This is a genomic window from Gilvimarinus sp. 2_MG-2023, assembly GCF_030547685.1.
GTDB lineage: Bacteria > Pseudomonadota > Gammaproteobacteria > Pseudomonadales > Cellvibrionaceae > Gilvimarinus.
In genome coordinates this window covers 106380-127762 of sequence record NZ_JAUOQM010000047.1, presented here as the reverse complement: position 1 = coordinate 127762, position 21383 = coordinate 106380, and the positions used below count along the sequence as shown (strand labels likewise).

Sequence of the window (21383 nt, the reverse complement as noted above, 5' to 3'; positions counted from 1 at the left end):
TGCTCAGCTCCCACCCGGGCGGCGGCTACAATGACGGCTTAACCAGTACCCAGTTCCCGGCTCGCGAGTCCTTGGGCCGCGCCAATCGCGCCAACATTTTCGAGGGTCGCGACCTGCTCGATGGTGCGCTGGATACAATCGAGTTGGGCGTTGTGCAAGGCGGCACCCGCCTAAGCGCAGAGCAGCTGGCCGAGATTGGCCTGCCCATGCCGCGTGCGGTGCTGTTCCCCATTAACAGCTCTGACATTGCCGATGAGTATGTAGAAATGCTCGAACGCTTTGTGCAAAAGCTGGAAGACTACCCCGAGCTGACCCTGTTGATTGAAGGCCACACCTCCAACACCGGGCCTTTGTCGCTCAATCAGCGCCTGGCTCGCCAGCGCGCCATGGCGGTGTACAACCTACTGACCGACTTGGGCATAGACCGCGGGCGTCTCGGCACCAAAGGTTACGACTGGCAGCGCCCCATTGCCGACAACAATACCCTGGAAGGTCGCGCCTTAAACCGCCGCGCGGAAATCACCCCAGACAAACCGCGTGATGACGCTCCCGCCGGCGAGGGCCAATAAGATGACCCGTACACACACACTTGCGCCTCACACTCTTATACAACGGACTCTAAAGACCATGACCGCAGCACGCCTTAGCTCCCTGTCACTGTTCACCCTGGCCGGTGCGCTGATCAGCGCCCAGACGTTCGCCCAAGTGGTGCCCAACGCCGGTACGTTTATCCGCGAACTGGAAACCGAACCCACCCCCGCGGTTAACAATGCCGGGGCCGAGGTGGAACTGCCCAAGCCTGAGCAGGCGCCGGAAGCGGCCGAAGGTGGCGCCACGGTTGAGGTGAACCGCTTTAGCATTACCGGCAACCAGGCCTTTGACAGCGACACCTTGCTGGGGCTGATTCGCGACCAACAGGGGCGCGACCTCACCCTGGCCCAGCTGCAACAAACCGCGGCGACCATCACCGCCTACTACCGCGAACAGGGCTACTTCTTAGCGCGGGCCTACCTGCCGCAACAAGACGTCAGCGATGGCGCCGTCACCATCGATGTACTCGAAGGCCGTTTGGGCAAAGTGGCCGTCAGCAACGACGCCCACACCCGCGACTTTGTGGTGAAGCGTCCGTTCCGCTCGCTGGCGCCGGATCAAATGCTCACCGCCGACGCGCTGGAAACCCCGCTGTTGCGCTTATCCGACATCCCCGGCATTGCGGTCAACACCACCTTAGTGCCCGGCGAAGAACTCGGCACCAGCGATTTAAACGTTAACGTCAGCCAAGGCCCCTGGGTCAACGGCACCGTGGAGCTGGACAACCACGGCAATGAATCCATCGGTGAATACCGCTTAGGGGCCAGCTTACAAGTGAACAGCCCACTGGGCTTGGGCGACCGCTTTGACCTTCGCGCTCTCGGCTCCGACGAAGAGCAAGTGTTCTTCCGCGCCCAGTACCAACTGCCTGTCGGCCCCTGGGCCACCAACATCGGGGCGGCCTACTCCGACATGGACTACGAACTGGGCGGTAACTTCGAAGACCTTGAGGCCACCGGTAACGCGCAGATTACCACCGTGTTTGCCGACCAGAGCCTGATTCGTACCCGCAACCTCAACCTCAATGTGCAGTTACAGTACGACAGCAAACAGCTCGAAGATAAAATCGACGCCTTTGGCTCCAACAGTGATAAAGAGTCCGAGCTCTACACCCTCACCATCGGCGGTGACTGGCGCGACCAACTGTTGGGCGGCGGTGTCACCCAGTGGTCATTGGCTTATACCCAGGGCGAGCTCACCATCAACAGCTACCTCGACCAAGTGATTGACTCGGTCACCGCGCAAAGCGCTGGCGACTTCGAGCGCTGGACCCCGTCCATCATGCGCTTACAAAACTTAGGGGGTAACTGGAGCCTGCACGCCCAAATTCATGGCCAGTTTGCCGACAAAAACCTCGACTCCTCTGAGAAGTTTAGTCTGGGCGGTGCTTACGGCGTGCGGGCTTACGCCCAGGGCGAAGCCAGTGGTGATGAAGGTTATTTGGCCAACCTGGAGCTGCGCTACAACCTAAACAACCAGTGGCAAGTGTACGGTCTGGTGGATCACGGTGCGGTGGATATCAACCACAGCCCGTGGGAAGCCGATGCCGACAATGACCGCGACCTGACCGGCGCCGGCTTAGGCGCCCGCTACAACAGCGCCAACTGGCACTTCAACGCCAGCCTCGCCGCGCCCATTGACAGTGAAGATACCCTGGGCGATGACGACGATGCGCGCTTATTTGCCAAGGTGGTGTGGAAGTTCTAGGGATGGTGGAACGCGGAGTGTAAAACGTAGAACGCGGAATGCGGAATGCGGAACGTAGAACGTAGAACGTAGAACGTAGAACGTAGAACGTAGAACGTAGAACGTAGAACGTAGAACGTAGAACGTAAAAAAGGGCGAACCTTGTGGTTCGCCCTTTTTAATGTGGACTTAGATCCACAATAATTTTACGTTCGCTTGATTATAAGCAACGCAAAACCGCGACAATATTGTTCCGCATTCCGCATTCCGCATTCCGCATTCCGCATTCCGCATTCCGCATTCCGCATTCCGCATTCCGCATTCCGCATTCCGCATGTCCTTTACCCGTAAATATGTCGTCGACCTTGGCGGCCTCCCTTTTTGTTAAAAGACCATGGGTAAGTTCTAGGGACGAAGAGGGGTTTTATTGCCCTGATCCTAGCTTTATGTTTTTCCTAGCCGGCTTTCGGTGTTAAAGGGTCTATTAAGAGCCGAAGTACCAAAAAAGTGAGTAGCTATTGCTTAAGTTGACTGTTATTTTAACGTTCACCCTTTGATTAACCTCGGAAAATGATATGACTGACGCTCTACAAAAGCACCACGTCGTCGCTTTAGCCCAAGGTAAAAACTAGTGCTCGAACTGCCCCGGGCTTTGCCGCGTGAGTTATATAATTCAGCCTGTATTGAAGATGCCGTCATTCAGGCAGCAATGCAACCTTGGGCGGCAATGGAGTGCATTCAGTTGGGCTCAGGCCGGCAGTTGGTGCAGATGGAAACGCTCAACCTTGGCAAGCTGCAGGTGGTGCGTGAAACCCAGTTGGCGTCTGTGCAAAAGGTGGGGTTTACCCCTCAGGGCTTTTGCACGCTATCTTACTGCACCCCTGCACCCAGCTTTCGTTTCTCAGAGCTGGGTGCAGAGAGTAGCAGCATTTTCTTTATGCCGGAGTGTGCAGAATACGATATCTACGTCCCCGAAGGTATTCAAACTTCTTATATCGGCTTTCATATTGATGAGTTTTTACAGGGAGCGCGGGCATTGGACCCAGTGCAGTGGGAGCGAGGTTTCACATCATTGCAGTCTATCCATAATGGCCAGCAGCCTGCGTTACGATCGGCAATAACTGAGTGGCTACAGAGCACTCAGATGTTCACCGCAGCCACACCTGCACAAAGCGAACAATTTAAGCGGCAGCTGCTACAACAGGTGGTGCACATAGCGACTGCGAAAAGTGTCGACCCGGCCGATCTGTCGTTGGCCGAACGCATTCAGGCGTTTCACACCTGTCGCAAAGCGCGCAATTATATAGAGGAATGTTTCGGCCTCGATATTATCCCGTCCATAAGTGATATCTGTACCGTGGTCGGGGTGTCTGAGCGCAGTTTACAATACGCTTTTCGGTTGTATGTGAACATGTCTCCACTTGCCTACCTGCGCTCATGCCGCCTCAGCCGTGTCAGATCAGCGTTGCGTGCCAGTGACGCGAGCTCTACCACAGTGACAGCAGTGGCTATGCATTTTGGCTTTTTGCACCTCGGCCGCTTTGCACGCGATTATAAACAAGTCTTTGGTGAGCTGCCTTCGCTCACTCTCGAGTCTGAGTTTTAACCGCAGTTAAAAATACCGCTATAACAGCGTCAGGTGGCACTTCAACGCCAGTCTAGCGCCCGTTGGCAGTCAAGATACCCTGGGCGATGACGACGTAGGCGCTTATTTGCCAAGGAGGTGTGGAAGTTCTAGGGAGGGTGGAACGCGGAGTGTAAAACGTAGAACGCGGAATGCGGAACGTAGAACGTATAACGTAAAAAAGGGCGAGCCTTGTGGTTCGCCCTTTTTTAATGTGGACTTAGATCCACAATAATTTTACGTTCGCTTGATTATAAGCAACGCAAAACCGCGTCAATATTGTTCCGCATTCCGCATTCCGCATTCCGCATTCCGCATTCCGCATTCCGCATTCCGCATCGCGTTTACTCACCCACATAATTCGTCAGCCATAAATTCTGATATGGCTGAAGCTGCATGGTTGAGCAAAGGTCATCAATCACTTGTCCGCTGATTAAATCGATCCAGTTTTCGGTGCTGATTAAATTAATGTCGGCCAGGTTAAGTTCTTGTGTCTGATCGCTTAAATTGTAGATGCAGAAGATGCTTTGTGTTCGTTGCATGCTTTGGCGCCAGAAAGCAAAAATTTCGGGCCTTAGGTGCAAGGTGAATTGCGTTGCATTGGGGTGAAAGGCGGGCTGTTTAGCACGAATTTTAATAAGGCGCTGTAGCTCGTTAAAAACTCGCTGGCCAGGGCCGTTGTCTTTACCGAGTCGCTCATTCAGATCGCTTAAGCTCCAGTTACAGCGGTTAATGGAGCGGTTGTGACCGGTGGTTTTTACCTTGTCGTAATCGTTGTGAGTGGCAAACAAGGTGTGAATATAAAATGCCGGAATACCTTCTACCGCCAGCATAATGGATTGCGAGCTGATTAGACGCTCCACTTGCCACTGATCGGTGCCTTTGTATGTACCTTTAAAGGCATCGAACAGGCTGATGTTAGCTTCGTAGGGTTTGCTGTTGCCTTCGGCGTCGGTGCGCGAAGAAATACGGCCGCCGAAGGACTCCAGCGCCGTTAGCATTTGTTTTAATTCGCCGTCATCCAATAGACCTTCTGCCGGGCGCAAACCAATACCATCGTGACTGGCGGTAAAGTTCAGGTAGGTGCAGCCCACAGGGGAGGGCGGCATGCTCATCATCCAGGTTTTTAAGTAGGTGCAATCTCCGGCGAGCAGGGCATGAATAACCAGCGGCGGCAAACTGAAGTTGTAAATCACGTGCGCTTCGTTACTGTTGCCAAAGTAGGTTAGGTTTTCACGATTGGGTACATTGGTTTCGCTGATTAACAGAGCGTGCGCATTTTTGTATTCGGTTAATAGACGAACTAGTTTAATAACGTCGTGAGTCTCGGGCAGGTGAATACAGCGCGTACCGATTTTTTTCCATAGGAACGCCACGGCATCAAGCCGTATCCACTGCGCACCTTCATCCAGATAGAGGCCGATAATACCGAGGTATTCCAATAAAACTTTTTCGTTGCGAAAGTCGACATCGACTTGATCGTGGCTGAAGGTGCACCAGACATGCTTGGTGCCGTCTGCGGTATCCGTTTTGCGCAGCAGTGGGCTGGTGCGAGGTCGTACCACGTCGGATAAATTGTCATTGGGGTCGGCTTCAACAAAGTAACCGCGCCCGGGGTCTTTGCCGTATTGGTAGTTGCGAAACCATAAACTTTGGCTGGATACATGGTTGATGACCAAATCGGCCATCAGTTTAAAATCTTGTGCCAGAGCATTGATGTCGCCCCAGTCGCCCAGTTCCGGGTCGACTTGGGTGTAGTCGATAACGGCAAAACCATCGTCTGATGAAAATGGAAAGAAGGGCAAAATATGCACGGCGGAAAACACGCCTTGCAGGTGATTGTGTAGAAAGTGCTGTAGGGTGTCCAGTGGCTTGTGGCCCGCTTCGCGGATGGAGTTGCCATAGGTAATGAGTAGGCAGTCTTTTTCCGACCAGAGCCGTTCTGGGGCCACTACATCTTTGCTAATTCGCGGCCCTATAGCGGCCAAACATTGTTCGGTTAGCTCATCGGCATTGCAATGGGGGTAGAGGGCTGCGATTAGCACGTGAATTTTTTGTTTGAGCTCTTCCAGTGAAAGGAAGTCTGTGGTCATGGAGTGGCCTCATTACCTAATGAATCGATACTACCTGTTCAGCGCTAGGCTGTAGGACGGGCATAAAAAAGGTGCCCGAAAGATCAAAGGCAAGAGTTGTGCCGCGCAGCCTAGTGCTCACTTAGTTTAGCATTAATGGTTTGTTTGCAGTCGTGTATTACCTCGGCCAGAGGTTTAGAGATATCAATAGGGATAATATCCTGTTCGTTTTCACAGGGCTCGAGGCTATCAAATTGGCTATCTAATAGGCTGGTCGGCATAAAATGATTGCTGCGGGCATTCATTCGGGCACCGATAACGGCTTTTGAGCCCTCAAGGTGTAGAAACAGGGTTTGGAATGGAAGTTGCCTTAATACGTCCCTATGGGCGTGGCGCAGCCCTGAAAACGCTAGGGTGCAGCTTTGCTTTCGTTCGGCGCAATCGGTTAAAAACGCACTAATGTTGTGCACCCAGGGGGCGCGATGCTCATCTGATAGCGCAGTGCCCGCGGCCATAAGGGCTTTGGCTTCATTGCTGTGGAAGTCGTCGGCATCATAAAAATGGTATTGGTAGTGTTGTGCCAAGGCCTGAGCAACGCTGGACTTACCTGAGCCAGAAACACCCATAATGATAATAAGCACCGGTGAGGTGGACGATTCAGGTTTGGTATGAGGCATTAAAGATAACTCGGTCGCATTGATTTGTTTCGAATAAGTCAAATGATAGCGCAAACATCGATTGTTATGCTAGTATTCGTTTAAAAATAGGGAGTAACACTCGTGGTGCGTACCCGCAATTCCTCTACCACTAAAAGAGCAACCTTGGCCGATGTAGCTAAGGTGGCAAATGTGAGCGCTATTACTGTTTCTCGGGTGATTAATCAGCCCGATAAAGTGTCGTCTGATTTGTGCCAACGAGTGCAAGAGGCGATTGATATGCTCGGTTACATTCCCAATCAATCTGCCAGCTCCTTGGCCTCGGCTCGCTCTGGCGTTATTGGTGTTTCTATTCCCTCACTGTCCAATATTGTCTTTAATGATGTGCTGCGCGGTATCTACGATGTGGCCGGCGCCAGCGATTACAAAGTGCTGCTGGTGGATACCCACTACTCGCCACTTGAAGAAGAAAAAATGATTCGAACGCTGTTGAGTCAATCCCCTGAGGCGATGATCATTACCGGTGGCGATCAAACCCGAGCGTGCGAAAGAATGCTCGCCAAAGCGGGATTGCCTGTGGTGCAAATCATGGAAATTTTAAACCAGCCGCTGGATATGAATGTGGGCTTTTCCCACTATCAGGCAGGTTTTGATGTCGCATTGAAGTTGCTTGCCACTGGTTGTCAGCGTTTAGGGTTTATTGGTGCACGAATGGATGCCCGTGTGCAGCAACGTATGGCGGGTTTTAGAGATGCGCTGCAAGAGCGGGGCAAGTTAAATGAAAAGTTTCTAGTGACGACACCTGAGCCATCATCCATTGCATTGGGTGGGGAGTTGTTTCGCAGCTTATTAAGTTTATCGGCGGGGCAGGTCGATGGTATTTTTTGTTGTAATGACGATTTAGCGCTGGGCGCGCTGTTTGAAAGCCAGCGTATGAATATTAAAGTTCCTACCGATATCTCCTTGTGCGGCTTTAATGACTTTGAATCCTCCGCTTTTGTTAACCCGTCGCTGTCCAGCGTGCATGTGCCCCGCTATGAAATGGGAGTGCAGGCGGCTCAAATGATTGTGCAGGTACTTGAAGGTGAGGCCGTGGCGCAAAAGCAAAGGGATATTGGGTTTGAGGTCATATTGCGCCAATCATCTCGACCTATACAGTAGTGAATACTGGTCACTATGAACTCTGACAAATAACGAGCGCCGACACAACGTCAGCGCTCGTTACGATTTAATCCGACCCGATGTACATCTTCAAGTTGTATTCTTTACCTGCCGTGGGCGCTCTTAATCTAAAGTCTGCTTGTGGCTCACCATCGACAATCAGCACTGAAGCGCCTTCCCCTTTTTGATAGTGAACGTGAACGGTGGCGCCTCTAAAGTGCCGGGTGACCTTGGCATTATCCCAGCTAGTCGGTAGTTTTGGTTCGACCAATAAATCGTCATTGTCGCCTTTTAAACCCAATAAACCTTCCACTAATGAGCGGTAGACCCAGCTCACCGTACCGGTATTAAACAATTGGCTGGAGCGCCCGGCGGTACGCGGAAACTGATAGTAGGCCCCACGGTAGTAGTTGGGAATATAGATCGGCATTTGCCCGCGCTGGGCAAAATCGTCCGAGCTTGGGCCGGGAATCATTTGACGCAATAGCTTGTAGGCGCGGTCGGACTCGCCAATGCTGTACAGACTGTAGATGTAAAAAATAGCCGCGTGGTTGTAGACCGAGCCGTTTTCGGCGGACCCCGGATGTTTTTGTGTCACCCGGCCCACATCTTCGCGCATGGCGGTAAACGCCGGGGCCAGCATGGTGACACCGTAGGGGGTTTCAAGTTGCTGCTCTACGGCCTGCAACATTTTTTCGCGCTGCTCAGGCGAGCAGGTGCCGGCCAGTATCGCCCAGCTTTGTGGGTTGAGAAATATACGACCCTCAGAGTCTTGGCTGATGCCGAACACAACATTGTCGTCAGTAATGCCGCGGCCATACCAGTTGCCGTCCCACAGGTGTTTGTTGACCGAAGTGTTAATCTCATCGGCACTGGTGCGAAAATTCTGTGGGTTGTCGATAGAGCTTCGTTCACAGATATCGGCCCATACGTTAAGGGCGTAGGCGGTGGCAATGCTTAACCAGCCGGAAACTCCGCGGCCTTTATAGCCGACCATATTCATCGGGTCGCACCAGTCGCCCTGTGCAATGTAGGACAATCCGCGTTCATCGCGTGAGTCCAACAGCCACTGCATGGCGTTGCTGATGCGCTGTGCTACGCTGAGCGTTTTACCATCAACACCTTTGACCGGCTCATTTAGTAGCGCAAGGTCGCCGGTCTCGTCTAGGTAAGCTTTTAAACAGACGGGTAGCCAAACACAATGATCGGTATGTGGCACTTGGTTAATGTACTTTAGCTCGGCGTCTTCGTGCAGCAAGATACCGTCGGGCATAGCACCGCTCGCTTCCTGCTGGCCTAGCGCATGAGTAAATGCGTGGCGAGCGGTGGCGGGCTTGATATAACTCATGCCCATGTTGTCTTGTAGATAGTTGCGCGTTTGCGGGTCGGTGGTTAAGCGGTTGACGTCGCCGTGATAAAACACCTGTCGTGCCAGCCAGTGATTAACAAAGTTGTTGAGGCCTTCATCGGGCGTTTCAATATGCAGGACACCGCTGCCGCTGGCAATATACTGGCCATAGGCTTGTTTGGTTTGTTGGAATTTTTCGGCGCTTAAATAGCGCTCTTTAATGAGCGCTATTTCGTTCTCATCTTTGGCAGGTCCAAACGCAAAGCGGTAAGTTTCGCATTGATTTTCTGGCAAGGATACGCGGTATTGCAAGGCCGCTAGTGGCGTTTCATAACGCGCGTCGTCGCAAGCTAGAGTATCGGCTTGCAGGGCGTCGGGGTTGTGCAGGCCGCCTTCGCCTTCAAAGGCTTCGCGTTGAGTTTGCCAGGCGACGGGTGGGCGTTCGTGCAGCAAATATGTTTTGTCTTTAAAGTGCTGATTTTTAAAGTAGTCAGGGTACTTTTGATAAGGTGTTACGCAGCTGGCAACAATAGCGCCGAGTGCTGGATCGTATTGGGCACTCTGATTCATCCAGCTCATATAGCCGGGCGTGAAATACGGGTAGAGGCTAAGGTTGCGTGTGCTGGCTCCGGTATTTTTGACACTGAACTGCCACAGCTCTACCGCGTCGTCGACGGGTAAGCTAAGCTCAACATGCACTTCAATGTCGCCGAAGCGTAGCGTCCATTGAATGTCATTTTTTCCGGGTGAGAACGTATAGTCACAACCCTTGGCGCGCACTGGCTCATAGGGGGCCGAGAATATTTCTCCGCTATCCTCATCTTTGAGATAAAAAAAACGACCGGGGTGGTGGGCGTAGTACGGCTGCTCTGGCTGCATAAACGTTTTTGCTTCCAGATTGGGAGCGTAGGCATATTTGGCCGGTTCTGGCTGCATAAACTGGGAGACGGCATAGCCCCGGCAGTTCATTTGAATCATCATCTTTTTATTCCATAAAAAGCCCGAGGCGCGCGGCATCAAGGTGGGGCTTTTAAGATGAAAGTACTGACCATCTTCGGATGGAAATAGCTCTGGTGTAAAAGACATGATTGCCTCGTAGATAAAAAAGAGCGCCCAACCTCGGTTGAGACGCTCAAAGGGAGGATGATTGTGTCGATTGTGACTGCTGGTTGTTAATCTCTTTGAGCTGTCTGTGACAACATTTATATGCGATCGTTTTATTGATGCTTAATCTCAAGCTCGCGCTGTATAACGGTCAACTTGTCGCCGGTTAAGTCGTAAAACATCAGTGCGATAATGGCAATAAAGGCAAAGGCACCAGGGGCCAGTGTTTGCATATACACAATGCCGTCCAGTGACGCATTTGATTGCGCCTGATTGGCTTGGTAACCCAGCGCGGCCAGTACCGATAGCATGAGCGCTGAACCAATGGCGCTGCCTATTTTTTGCGAGAAAGTTGTGGCGGCAAAGGTCATTCCTGTGGCGCGGCGCCCGGTCTTCCATTCGTTATAATCGGCCACGTCGGCGTACATGGCCCAGGTGATAGGGGCTTTTGGCCCCAACGCCAATGAAATCAGCATGCTTAATATAAACATCCAAATAATTTCATTGGGGATGCTGGCACTGTCGAGTGTGCTGCCATCGGCACGAGTTTTAACAACACTGATTGTTTCATTATTTTGTGTGGTTAACGATAAGGTGGCCGATGTTTCGGCTAAATCTACCCGATCTTTGATTATCCAAAAGACTTTTTCGTAGCGCGTCCAGCGGTAGCTGTCGCCGGTTTGATGTTCTTCTGCTAAAAGTTCGTGGGCTTGCAGTTCGGTACGATTGGTTTCGTTGACATCAACCACACCAAGGGCGTTGGGCTTAGGGACAAAAGCAAAAATAATACACAGTACGCTGACAACACCCATTAAAATCATTAACAGTTTTACTTTGTCCATGTATCGGGTAAGGGTGGCGGCGGACATGGCACCAATCATCAACCCTAATACTTGCAGCCCGATATACGCACCAAGCAAATCTGGGCGTTCAACAAAATACTTAAAATAATAAGTGGCGGAGCTGCCACGCAAGGTGAAGGTGGTCATAATCACCATGGCGAGAATAAAAATAATTATCCAGGGCTTGCAGGTGAATAACGTTTTTAAATCTTGCAGTGGTTCGGCGGTTTGTTGTGCCGGCGGGGCAATACGCTCGCGGGTGGTGGCAAATGTAATCACAAATAAAATGGAGGCAATAACCGCATAGATGCTCATGGTTATCTGCCAGCCGATAGGGCTATAGCGATCGCCGCTACCGAAATATTCGGCTAACTCAGGCGTCGCGGCACCTACGATAATGCCGGTAAAGTAGGCAAAGAAAAACCGGGTACTGTTGAGTGTGTTTCTCTCTTGTGGGTCGGCGGTTAGTACGGCCGATAATGAATTGTAGGGCATGTTGAGTACGGTGTAGGTCAACATTAAAATCATATAGGTTGCATAGGCCCATACTAGTTTGCCGCTCTCGCCTAAGTCGGGCGTAGTCATGGTGAGCAACCCGGCGCCCATCATCGGCAGTGTGCCGAACAATAAGTAGGGGCGGAATTTCCCCCAGCGGGTTTTGGTTCTATCGGCAATAGCGCCCATAGCCGGGTCGGTAAAGGCATCCACTATTTTGGTAATGGTTACCATGGTGGCTGCCGCCGCGGCGCTGATACCAAAAATATCGGTATAAAAGAAAATTAAGTACGAGCCAATAATGGCCCAATAGAAGTTAAAGCCGGCATCACCCAGTCCGTAGCCTATACGTTCACGCCAACTGAGTTTGGCCAGTCTCTGGCTGGGAGTTTTGTCTGTCACGATAGTGCCTCTGGTTTCTTATTGGCTTTCGAGAGCTAATTGGCTTCGAAAATGGCAAATGATAGCGCAATCATACTGCTATCTAGAGGTAAAATCCAGTGTCAGAGTTTTGCATTTGTTGGCATTAACCCGCTAAGCACTGCTGGGCTTAGCGGGGTTTGTGGGCTCAGGCAGAATTTTTCAGGGTGATTTGCGATTGTTTTAGCTGGGTGTATTTCTGCCAGGCGTGAACCACGGGGTTGGTGGGGGCATTTTTGCCGTTAATGGCTTTGAGTATTTGCAGGTCGGCAAAATTGGGGTTGAGAACCTCGTCCTGCAGCAATGCATTGATGAGGCAGCCGTGTTTTTTGATTAGGCGAATTTGGGCGCTGGTCAGGCTGGCCGTATCTTTAAGGTCATTGATACCGTAGTAAGGCTGTTTGATAAAGTGTTCACGTGGCAGCATGGGGTGATCTCCTTGGTGTATCTCCTGATGAGCGAAGTGACGGGAGATTTATAGCCAAGTTTTCTGACGCGGGTATTGCGGTTGTGTGACGTTTTTGAGAAATAAGTATGGGGAGTGGCTAAGACGATCGGGCAGCGAAAAAGAGGAGGGGGTGCATTTGCGTAGGCAGTTTCGTGTCTACTGCTATGGGGCGTGTCATTCTCAGGCACAAAAAAACCGGCTTAAGCCGGTTTTTTTCAAGCTCAGCTTCCGCTTAGGAGGCCAGTGCTTTAATTTTGCTATTCAGGCGGCTCTTGTGGCGAGCAGCCTTATTTTTGTGATATACGCCTTTGTCGGCTACACGATCCAGCACTGGAACAGCTGCTGTGTAGGCTTCTTTGGCTTTCTCGGCGTCACCTGCTTCAATGGCGGCATCCACTTTCTTCAAGTAGGTGCGCACCATGGAGCGCAGGCTGGCGTTGTGCTTGCGAGCTTTTTCATTCTGGCGTGCACGTTTTTTGGCTTGAGGTGAATTTGCCACCGTGTTGCTCCTATTAAATCAAAAAAATGTATTACTGAGCGGCTGACGTCAAGACGTAACAGTGCCCGTAAAAGACGCGGCATTTTACCCGTTTAACAAGTATTGTCAACACTTGTTGTGCGTCTTTGTGCATTTAGTTCAGGGTACAGAGCCGGTATCGTAACACAAACTTTTACCCCATCGGGCAGGTCAGTGGCGGTGGCTGTACCGCCGTGAAAGCGGGTAATTAGCTCGACAATATAAAGCCCCAGCCCCAGGTGGGGGGTATCTCCACCTGAGCGGGGTCGGTGCGAGGTGAGTGACTGAAATAACCGTCCTTGCATATTGTTGGGTAGGCGGGGGCCTTGGTTGCAGACTGACAGTGCCAAGAGTACGCCATCTTGCTCAGTGGATTGATAGTTCAGGCCAAGGGTAACCGGGGTGTTGTCGCGGGCGAAGCCTACGGCGTTATCGACCAGTTTATCCAGCATTTGCACTAATAGCTCTGGGGCAACCTTGACCTCATAGGTGCCGGTGCTCGCCGGTTGAATGTCCACCATAAAACGCTGGGCGGGGTAGGCCGATGAGTAAGCTTGGCTGATATCACTTATCAGTTGTTGCAAGTTGACGGTAACGAGCTCTGCACTGGCAATGCTCGCCTCCACCCGGCTGGCCTCGGTCATGGCGCTGATAATAAAGCTTAAGCGCTCACTACCCGCCTGGGCGCGGTGCGTGTATTTGTGAACGTCTTCGCCCTCGCTTTGTTGGAGGTTGTCGAGCGAGCCGGTGACAACCGCCAGAGGGGTTCTCAGCTCGTGGGATAGCTTGCCGGTCAGTGTGCGCAAATAGTGATTGTGATCCTGCAGTTGAGTGAGCACTTCGTAATAGTGTTGTGACAGTTCGGCTATTTCGTCTTGGATGGTGAATTGAGGCCAGTGTGATAGAGACTCAGGTAAGTTTTGCCCCTTGGCTTGGTTGGCGGCGCGGCTAAGCTTGGCGATGCGAGCACTTAAAAAGCTGGCGTAGCCCAGCAGTAGCAGTAGGAGTAAGCCGCCGCCGAGCAGGGATGATGCGAGCAGACGTTTAATACTGTCTTGATCAAGCAATTGCCAGGGCTGTACTCTTTGCTCAATGATGACGCTGCCTAGGTGATGCGACTCCAGTGCCGGCAGGTGGGAGCTAATAAGCGGCACCGCTACGGTGGCTATTAAGGCGTCTTGGTCGCGCGCCCAAAATGCTCGCGGCTCGCGGTTTGGATAAGAGATGTCGGGATGGTTCCAGTGGCCTGAGGCGGTCTCAAATGTCGGGCGTCGGGGCATTTTCATAATCGAGCCGAGCAGGCGCTGAGTGATGCTTGGTGAGGCGTGAGTGTCTGCAAGTTCTCCCGCCTGGCCTCTTTGCCAGTGATGTTTATCGATTAAGCTCAAGCGAGTATTGGGGCGGGTAAACACTTCTAGGGCGCTGTTGAGCGACTGCGCGGGGCGGATCATTTGGCCCACAGCGGGCGGCAGTACACCGGGGTCGGGGCCCGCTGCACTCAATGCATAGGGCGGCAGAGTGCCGGCTGAGCGTTGCGGGTTTGTGGGCGATTGATCTACGGCGGCCAAAGCCATGGCGGTTTGAGTCATGTTTGTGGGCAGCGACAATTCTACCTGGTAGCCAGTGTTCGTTTCGCGCCACAAGCCCTGAATAGCCTCTTGAGTGACAACTTTACCGAGTGCATTGCGATACAGCGCCGTCATCTGCCCCGGTACTTCTGCCCGCAAAATATGTAAGTGTTGATCTTGGGCGCCGGCGTAAAGCAGCAAATGGTCTCCGCTGGCCAAATCTTGGTTGTCAGTGCGGTATAAGGGCTGCTTATCGTGGTGCGGGGCTTCAGCATTGTGAAAGTGCCGTTGCTTGTCGTCTACCTCTATCAATAAATAGGTTCTTTCGCCCGAGGTAAGGCTACGGTATTGGGCTGTTAAGGCAGTCTCGCTGGGTAGGGGCAGCGGTGGTATAGCCAGTTGGTGCCAATCAGCGGCAGAGCCGTCTACGGTGATAGGACTCGGTGTGCTTGGCGTGGTTGTTGATGAGTGGTTAGAGTTATCGGTATGGCTGTAGAGGGTTTTACCCGCTGGACGTTGGGGTGAATCAGCCAGGGCGCTGCGGGTCAGCAGCTCGGTGTCATTGCCCAGTCGGGCGGCTACTGCTTGGGCAATACCGGTTAACTGGTTCAGGTGGCTGGCTTTAGCTTGCTCGTTGAATATACGCAGCGAGTAAAGCGTAAGTCCCGGAGTCAGCAACCCCGCCAGGGCGAGCAGTGCCAGCTGTTGGCGTAATCTCACGTTGCGCTCTGCCAGCGATAGCCCATGCCGTAGGCGGTTTGTATGTGATCGAAGCTTGAGTCGGCGGCGCTGAATTTGCGGCGGATACGTTTGATGTGTGAGGTAATCGTGTTGTCATCCAGTACTACGTTAGCGGCATCCATCAGTTGCTGACGGTTTTTGACATGCCCTGGATGTTTAGCCAAGGCGTACAAAATCCAGAATTCGGTGACGGTTAAGTCAATCGCCGATTCACCCCAGCTGACGCTCATGCGGGACGAGTTAATTAGCAGCTTACCGCGCTCCAGGGTGTCGTCTTGCTGGGTAGGGGCTCGCATGGCATCCACCCTGCGAAACAGCGCATGAATGCGCGCCAGCATATGGGCCTGGCTGATGTCTTTGGTTAAATAATCGTCGGCCCCCAAGCGCAGCCCCGAGATTACATCGAACTCATCATCGCGAGCGGTCAGAAACACGATCGGCAGGTTGGGGGCCAGAGTGCGCAAACTGCGACACAGCTCAAAACCGCCTTCAATATCGTCACCCAGCCCGACATCAATCACCGCCAGGTCGGGCAGCTTAATATCGAACGCCGCTTGAGCCGAGGGGCGATCCAAGTAGTGCTCTACCTGAAAGCCAAGGCGGCTAAAGGCGTCTTTATAGTTGTCAGCGATGGCTTGTTCGTCTTCAACGATTGCGATGGTGCGGGCCATGGATGTATTCCGTGCATTGCGTAACGTAAGGGAATTGCGCATGATGTTATTTTAACGCCCGATGATCAAGCCAAAAAGGAGATGCCCCAGTGGCTAAAGAAAAAAGCTCGCTGTTAGCAAAATTAAAAGAGCGCTGGTTGATGATATTGTTTGGCTTGCCATTTGCCGCTGTGGGCGTGGGCATGTTCTTTTGGGGGGTGGCCGGCACACTGGTTGATAAATGGGCGGTGGAGTCATGGCAACCGGTATCAGCACAGCTGATTCAGGTTGATCTTAAGCGCGGCACCTCCGATGGCTCTATTACGTATAAGGTCACGGCAAGTTATCAATACTCGTTTAATGGGCAGCCGTTTATGGCATCGCGCGTGGGTCTAACCGATGGCTTTGATAACGTGGGTGACTACCACCAGCGGGAATCGAGCCGATTACAGCGGGCGTTAAACCAAGGCCAGTCAGTGCAGGCATGGGTAGACCCCGATCAACCCAGCCAAGCAATTCTTAATCGAGATGTGCGCTGGGGAATGATTGGCTTTAGCATGATCTTTGTGATTGTTTTCGGTGGGGTAGGGGGCGGTATTATTGTTTATTGTCTGTGTGCGCCGACCGATAAAATGCCCAACCAAGGGCGAGAGCTGGGTGATCGCCCTTGGCTTGAACGACGCGATTGGGCCCACAAGGAAATCAAAAGCAATGGGAAAACCAGTCTTTATGTTAGCTGGGGAGTTGCCATTGCGTGGAATGCGATTGCCATACCCGCCGGTATTGGCGGCGTCAATGCGGCCTTAAAAGGCGAGTTGATCGCTTTGGTTGCGCTGTTATTCCCCGCGGTAGGTTTGGGGTTAATCGGTTGGGCCGTCTCGGTCACCTTAAGTTGGCGCCGATTTGGTCCGGCGCCGCTGCAACTTGATCCTTACCCCGGTGCTGTGGGCGGGCATGTAGGGGGCAGTATCGAGGTGCGCTTGCCTTACTCGATTAATCATCGCTTTGATGTGTCATTACAATGCTTGCGCAGTTATATGTCCGGCAGCGGTAAAAACCGTTCGCGCCGCGAATCACTGGTTTGGCAAACTGAGGGGGTCGCTCAAACGCAGGCTAGCGCCACCGGTACTCGGCTGGAAATTCTGTTCGATGTGGACAGTGATTTACCCGTATCGCAAACGCCCAGCCGCAGCTACCATCTGTGGCGTTTGGTGGTTGACTGTGAGTTGCCGGGTGCAGATTTTTCTCGCCAATATGAAATTCCGGTCTTTGCCACCGGCCAAAAGGCAGCAGCTCTTTCGCGTTTAAGTACGGAAAATATACTGGCTCAACAATCGCGAGAAGAAGCCCTTGAGTCGGTGTTAAATGTAGAGCAAATTCCCGGTGGCATTATTTTACATTACCCCGCTTGGCGTCACCCAAGTGGCAAAATGGCATTGATATTAGTTGGGGCGATTTTCGCTGGGGTTGGGTTTATGATTCCAGCCGATGATTTTCCCAGTTGGATTTTTACCTTGATTGGTATCCCAATGCTATTGGCGGGTATCTATTATTTAATGTGCAGTTTGGATGTTCGAATTGATCAAAGCGAACTGGTGACCCGCCGACGTTTACTGGGGGTGAGTTTAGGTAATCGTCACTACCCGCGCAGCAGTATTCAATCCTTGGCACTGAAAGAAAGCTATACCTCCCAATCTGGTAAATCGCACACCACGTTTTACAAAATAATTGCCAAGCGGCACACCGGCAAACCAGTTACTGTAGGATTTAATTTGGCCGGCCGTGATGTGGCCAAGCAAGCCTTAGAATCACTCAGCCTGCTGACTGGGGTAGCGATTGATGAAAATTAGTTTTTTGGTGCTGGTGCTTTCGCTACCTGTTGTAGTGTGTGCTCAGCCGAGTGAGAGCACCGAGCATGAGCTCGTGTTACCCGATGGTTCACAGTACCAAGGCTCTTTGCTTGACGGTTTGCTGTCGGGCGAAGGTGTATTGCAATGGCCAAATGGCGATCGTTATCAGGGTGAATTTAACCTCGGCACTATGACTGGGCGCGGCACGCTAACGTTGGCGAGTGGGGATGTTTTTAGCGGCGAATTTGTCACCGGCCAATTGCAAGGCCAAGGACGGTGGCAAGGCGAAGATGGCTCGCACTATGTCGGTGGCTTTAAGGCCGATGAATTTCACGGCCCTGGGGAGTATCACAGCGCCGAGGGTGATGTCTATCAGGGTGATTTTGTTGCTGGCGAGCTCACGGGCCTGGGTACCTACCAAAGTGCCGATGGTGTGTCCTACGCGGGTGAGTTTAAAGGGTGGCACTACCACGGTGCCGGAGTTTGGCAGGACGACCAACGGCGCTACACCGGAGAGTTGATGGATGGTTACTTCCACGGGTATGGTGAGTTGTATGATTTAACACGTGATGAGGTGGATTATGCTGGGCGTTGGCGTTGGGGCAATCAGTCGCCAGTCGCTGCCGATAAAGCTCAAACACGAGCTGCACGCGTCGCTTTTGAAAAGGCACTGTTTTCGCAAGAAGAACGCCTCAATCAAACCTTACAAGGCGTTCGAGCTTCGGCGCCAGGCGAGGTCGATCTGTACGCACTTTTGTTGGCCGGCGATGGCACCCAAGGGGTGTTTGATGCCGAGGTGCGTACGATTGCCGAGCAACTGCAAAGCCGTTGGCTCGATGCCGAACAAGTCGTGACCTTGAGTAACTTGCCTGAGTCAGTGGATGAGCTGCCACTTGCCACTGCGGGTAATCTTGAGGCGACGGTTGCCAAGCTGAGTCAGGTGATGCAGCCAGAAGAGGATATATTGTTACTTTATATCACAAGCCACGGCTCGCAAGAGCATGAATTTTCTTTAGCCGCGCCGAGCCATGACTTTCTCGACATCACCCCCGAGAGCTTAACTGCAGCACTGGCCCCACTAGCGGCTACACCCAAAGTGCTTATTATATCAGCGTGTTATTCCGGTGGATTTATCGATCAGTTAAAGGCGCCGCAGCATTTGGTACTGACCGCAGCCCGACATGATCGCACCAGTTTTGGCTGTGGCGATGCAGATACTATGACGTACTTTGGTCGCGCTTATTTTTCCAAGGCACTGCCAGAGACGAATAGTTTTGTGAAGGCATTTGCGAAAGCCAAAAGCTATATTAAACAGTGGGAGCAGGATCAGGACGTCGAGCACTCGCAACCGCAAATTTTTGTGGGTGACTCGATAGAGGCAATACTCGAATCTCTGTAAACTGCCGCTAACGTACCACGCTTACGCACTCACCTCTTCTGATAGGGCGTAATAGGGACTAGTCGTGCTTGAAAACGAAGCACACCTAAGAAGGAGACTTGGTGTCGTGATAAGAAAAAACACAGCGCCTGCTGTTCAAATTGGGCGCTGGTTAGTGATATTGATAATGGCGCTAGGGACTTGGGCAAATGCACAGTGCCCCGCGCAGATATTGTCGGAATCCATGTCGGCGGCGGTTAATACTGACAACCTGTCGCTTTTGGTTCTGGAAGACCCGGCACGGGCGTTGACTATTGAACAGGTTATGGCTTTGCCCGATTCACGCTTCGAGCAAGCATCGGGTAACGTGTCGTCTGCGACTCGTGGCGGAGGTTTATGGCTGCGTCTTTGTTTGCAGCCAGATGACGATGCCCCCACCGAGTGGTTACTCACACTTTTACCAGCATATATTGAGCATCTAGAACTGTACCGCCATGGACAGTTGATAACCAACGGCAAAAAACAGGGCTTTGCGTATCCGTTTAGCAACCGAGAGTACGATTACCGTGGGTTTGTGTATCGGCTTAATTTCACACCATCGGCGCTGACCACCTATCATTTGAAGTTGGGGTTTTATGATCAGCAAAGTACCGATGTTATGCTACTTACCCCAGAGAAATTCCAACGTTTTATGGCCATCGAGTATGTGACTTATGGGCTGTATTTGGGAATGGTGTTGTTAGCGGCCTTAATCAACTTTATTTTCTGGTATAGGTTGCGTGATAGAGATTATCTATTATACGCCGTGTCGATGATATTGTTGGGGGCATTTTCATCCATTAGTGGAGGTTATGCCTCGCAGTTTGTTTTTTCCGGCCCTAACATGTCGGTGTCTACCTTAATGGTACTGAGTTCGGCCTTATTTGGCGCAACTTTTATTCTATTTTTACAAGGTACTTTTCGGCTTCGCACCTTTTATCGCTACATTTATTATGTCACCTGGGGTTACATTACGGCATTTTTATTGACGGGTGTGTTCATTGTTGTGGCTGGGTGGCGTTGGTTGTTTATCGCTAGCTCAGTGATAACGAGTACATTTATAGTCGTTTTCTTGTTTGTCAGTTTACATGCATTAATACGGCACCGATCGTTGCGTTTTTACGCGGTGGCATTTTTGCCGTTGCAAGTTGCATTGCTACTGCTCTTCTCTAAGGGTTTAGGTTTGGGTGGCTGGATTCCATTGATTGATCACTTGCCTAATATTGGCGGTTTGATTCATGTGGTGCTACTCAATTTCGCTTTGGCACGCCGCGCCTGGCAAGCAGAACAAGATAAATTCGCTGCGAAAGAAGCTTTATTGCAGCAGGTGACAACTCATAACCTTGAGCTGGAGTCAAAGGTTCAAGCAAGAACACTGGATTTGGGTTGTGCCAATATTGCTTTAACTAAGGAAATTGAGCAAAGGGCGTCCATCGAGGTGAAGCTAAGAGAATCTCTGGCCAACGAAAAATTAGCGTTACAAACGCAAAAAGAATTTGTGGCAATGGTATCGCATGAATTTCGTTCACCCTTAGCGGTCATTGATATGGTTGCGCAAAACCTGCAGATACAACTGAGCCAACGCTTTCCAGAGGTGGTGCCTCGAATACAGCGTATTCGCAATAATACCGAGCGCATGACAATTCTGATGAATAATTGCTTAACTTCAGAGCGATTAGCCACCGATGGGGCGCCCGACATAAAAATACAATCGGTGGATGTATGTCAAATTTTGGAAAGATTATTTGCTTTTAATTTTGGTCGAGGTCGCATTGAGTTGGTGTTGCCTAAAGAGGCAGTTATCAGTGAAATTGACCCAGAATTACTGGCAATCGCATGGGTGAATGTTGTGGAAAATGCGCTTAAATACTCCCCTGAGGATACAAAGATACTGGTGCAGCTGTGCCAGACTGACTCGCAAGTCTACTTGCAGATAAGCGACCGTGGCCCGGGTATTGATCCAAACCTGCAAGATAAAATATTCGACAAATTTTACCGGGCGCCAAATGTACAAACCCAACCAGGCTCTGGTATTGGTTTATATTTGGCAAAAACCATAGTCGAGCAGCACGGGGGAAATGTTACCTTGCTGCCAAGTGAGGGGGCCGAGCTTGGTTGCTGTTTCCAGTTTCAGTGGCCGGTGACGCAGTCACGTTAAATCATCGCCCTAGGGACGATGTCGTGATTTTCTAA

15 protein-coding genes are annotated in these 21383 nt (G+C 51.7%); 7 read left to right on the top strand and 8 right to left on the bottom strand.

The window, feature by feature from the left end:
- The 3 genes from Q4526_RS11795 to Q4526_RS11785 all read left to right on the top strand — a co-directional run.
- A partial coding sequence (locus tag Q4526_RS11795) for an OmpA family protein (RefSeq protein ID WP_215977280.1) occupies positions 1 to 569 on the top strand: 569 nt, incomplete at its 5' end.
- A 58-nt stretch (positions 570 to 627) separates the two neighbouring features.
- Positions 628 to 2298, top strand: coding sequence for a ShlB/FhaC/HecB family hemolysin secretion/activation protein (locus Q4526_RS11790; protein ID WP_215977279.1), 1671 nt, complete (start codon positions 628 to 630; stop codon positions 2296 to 2298).
- 610 nt (positions 2299 to 2908) lie between these two features.
- Positions 2909 to 3883: a helix-turn-helix domain-containing protein gene (locus Q4526_RS11785; protein ID WP_215977278.1), complete on the top strand. Its 975-nt coding sequence runs from the start codon at positions 2909 to 2911 to the stop codon at positions 3881 to 3883.
- Between the two features lie 362 nt (positions 3884 to 4245).
- Here Q4526_RS11785 and Q4526_RS11780 read toward each other — a convergent pair whose 3' ends face one another.
- Positions 4246 to 5994 (bottom strand): alpha-amylase family glycosyl hydrolase, encoded by a 1749-nt coding sequence (locus Q4526_RS11780; RefSeq protein ID WP_215977277.1) that lies wholly within the window; start codon positions 5992 to 5994, stop codon positions 4246 to 4248.
- A 110-nt stretch (positions 5995 to 6104) separates the two neighbouring features.
- Entirely contained in the window at positions 6105 to 6650 is a 546-nt protein-coding gene (locus Q4526_RS11775; RefSeq protein ID WP_215977276.1) for a gluconokinase, read from the bottom strand.
- A 105-nt stretch (positions 6651 to 6755) separates the two neighbouring features.
- Between Q4526_RS11775 and Q4526_RS11770 the strand changes: the two genes are divergently transcribed.
- Positions 6756 to 7790 (top strand): LacI family DNA-binding transcriptional regulator, encoded by a 1035-nt coding sequence (locus Q4526_RS11770; protein ID WP_215977288.1) that lies wholly within the window; start codon positions 6756 to 6758, stop codon positions 7788 to 7790.
- A gap of 67 nt (positions 7791 to 7857) precedes the next feature.
- On the opposite strand, the gene Q4526_RS11765 is transcribed toward Q4526_RS11770, so the two are convergent.
- The 6 genes from Q4526_RS11765 to pdsR all read right to left on the bottom strand — a co-directional run bounded on the left by Q4526_RS11765 (position 7858) and on the right by pdsR (position 15944).
- The gene (locus Q4526_RS11765; protein ID WP_215977275.1) at positions 7858 to 10224 is read right to left on the bottom strand and encodes an amylo-alpha-1,6-glucosidase; all 2367 of its coding nucleotides are present in this window, start codon (positions 10222 to 10224) and stop codon (positions 7858 to 7860) included.
- 131 nt (positions 10225 to 10355) lie between these two features.
- The gene (locus tag Q4526_RS11760; protein WP_215977274.1) at positions 10356 to 11981 is read right to left on the bottom strand and encodes an MFS transporter; all 1626 of its coding nucleotides are present in this window, start codon (positions 11979 to 11981) and stop codon (positions 10356 to 10358) included.
- 166 nt (positions 11982 to 12147) lie between these two features.
- Positions 12148 to 12426: a DUF413 domain-containing protein gene (maoP, locus tag Q4526_RS11755; RefSeq protein ID WP_215977273.1), complete on the bottom strand. Its 279-nt coding sequence runs from the start codon at positions 12424 to 12426 to the stop codon at positions 12148 to 12150.
- A 253-nt stretch (positions 12427 to 12679) separates the two neighbouring features.
- A complete protein-coding gene (gene rpsT, locus Q4526_RS11750) occupies positions 12680 to 12946 on the bottom strand; it encodes a 30S ribosomal protein S20 (protein WP_215977272.1) in 267 nt (88 codons plus the stop codon).
- A gap of 92 nt (positions 12947 to 13038) precedes the next feature.
- Positions 13039 to 15252, bottom strand: coding sequence for a histidine kinase dimerization/phospho-acceptor domain-containing protein (locus Q4526_RS11745; RefSeq protein WP_215977271.1), 2214 nt, complete (start codon positions 15250 to 15252; stop codon positions 13039 to 13041).
- Positions 15249 to 15944: a proteobacterial dedicated sortase system response regulator gene (pdsR, locus tag Q4526_RS11740; protein ID WP_215977287.1), complete on the bottom strand. Its 696-nt coding sequence runs from the start codon at positions 15942 to 15944 to the stop codon at positions 15249 to 15251. Before pdsR ends, Q4526_RS11745 begins: the two co-directional genes overlap by 4 nt.
- Before the next feature lie 89 nt (positions 15945 to 16033).
- On the opposite strand from pdsR, the gene Q4526_RS11735 reads away from it, so the two are divergent.
- From Q4526_RS11735 to Q4526_RS11725, 3 genes are all read left to right on the top strand, one after another.
- Positions 16034 to 17773, top strand: coding sequence for a DUF3592 domain-containing protein (locus Q4526_RS11735; RefSeq protein WP_215977270.1), 1740 nt, complete (start codon positions 16034 to 16036; stop codon positions 17771 to 17773).
- The gene (locus Q4526_RS11730; protein ID WP_215977269.1) at positions 17763 to 19172 is read left to right on the top strand and encodes a C13 family peptidase; all 1410 of its coding nucleotides are present in this window, start codon (positions 17763 to 17765) and stop codon (positions 19170 to 19172) included. The genes Q4526_RS11735 and Q4526_RS11730 overlap by 11 nt, the downstream gene beginning before the upstream one ends.
- Positions 19173 to 19278: 106 nt before the next feature.
- Entirely contained in the window at positions 19279 to 21348 is a 2070-nt protein-coding gene (locus Q4526_RS11725; protein WP_215977268.1) for a sensor histidine kinase, read from the top strand.
- The last annotated feature ends 35 nt before the right edge of the window (positions 21349 to 21383 follow it).

Excerpts from the sequence above, each read along its gene's own strand:
- Q4526_RS11765 (WP_215977275.1), bottom strand. The coding sequence starts at position 10,224 with ATGTCTTTTACACCAGAGCTATTTCCATCCGAAGATGGTCAGTACTTT.
- maoP (WP_215977273.1), bottom strand. The coding sequence starts at position 12,426 with ATGCTGCCACGTGAACACTTTATCAAACAGCCTTACTACGGTATCAAT.
- Q4526_RS11790 (WP_215977279.1), top strand. The coding sequence starts at position 628 with ATGACCGCAGCACGCCTTAGCTCCCTGTCACTGTTCACCCTGGCCGGT.
- Q4526_RS11730 (WP_215977269.1), top strand. The coding sequence starts at position 17,763 with ATGAAAATTAGTTTTTTGGTGCTGGTGCTTTCGCTACCTGTTGTAGTG.
- Q4526_RS11780 (WP_215977277.1), bottom strand. The coding sequence starts at position 5,994 with ATGACCACAGACTTCCTTTCACTGGAAGAGCTCAAACAAAAAATTCAC.
- pdsR (WP_215977287.1), bottom strand. The coding sequence starts at position 15,944 with ATGGCCCGCACCATCGCAATCGTTGAAGACGAACAAGCCATCGCTGAC.
- Q4526_RS11775 (WP_215977276.1), bottom strand. The coding sequence starts at position 6,650 with ATGCCTCATACCAAACCTGAATCGTCCACCTCACCGGTGCTTATTATC.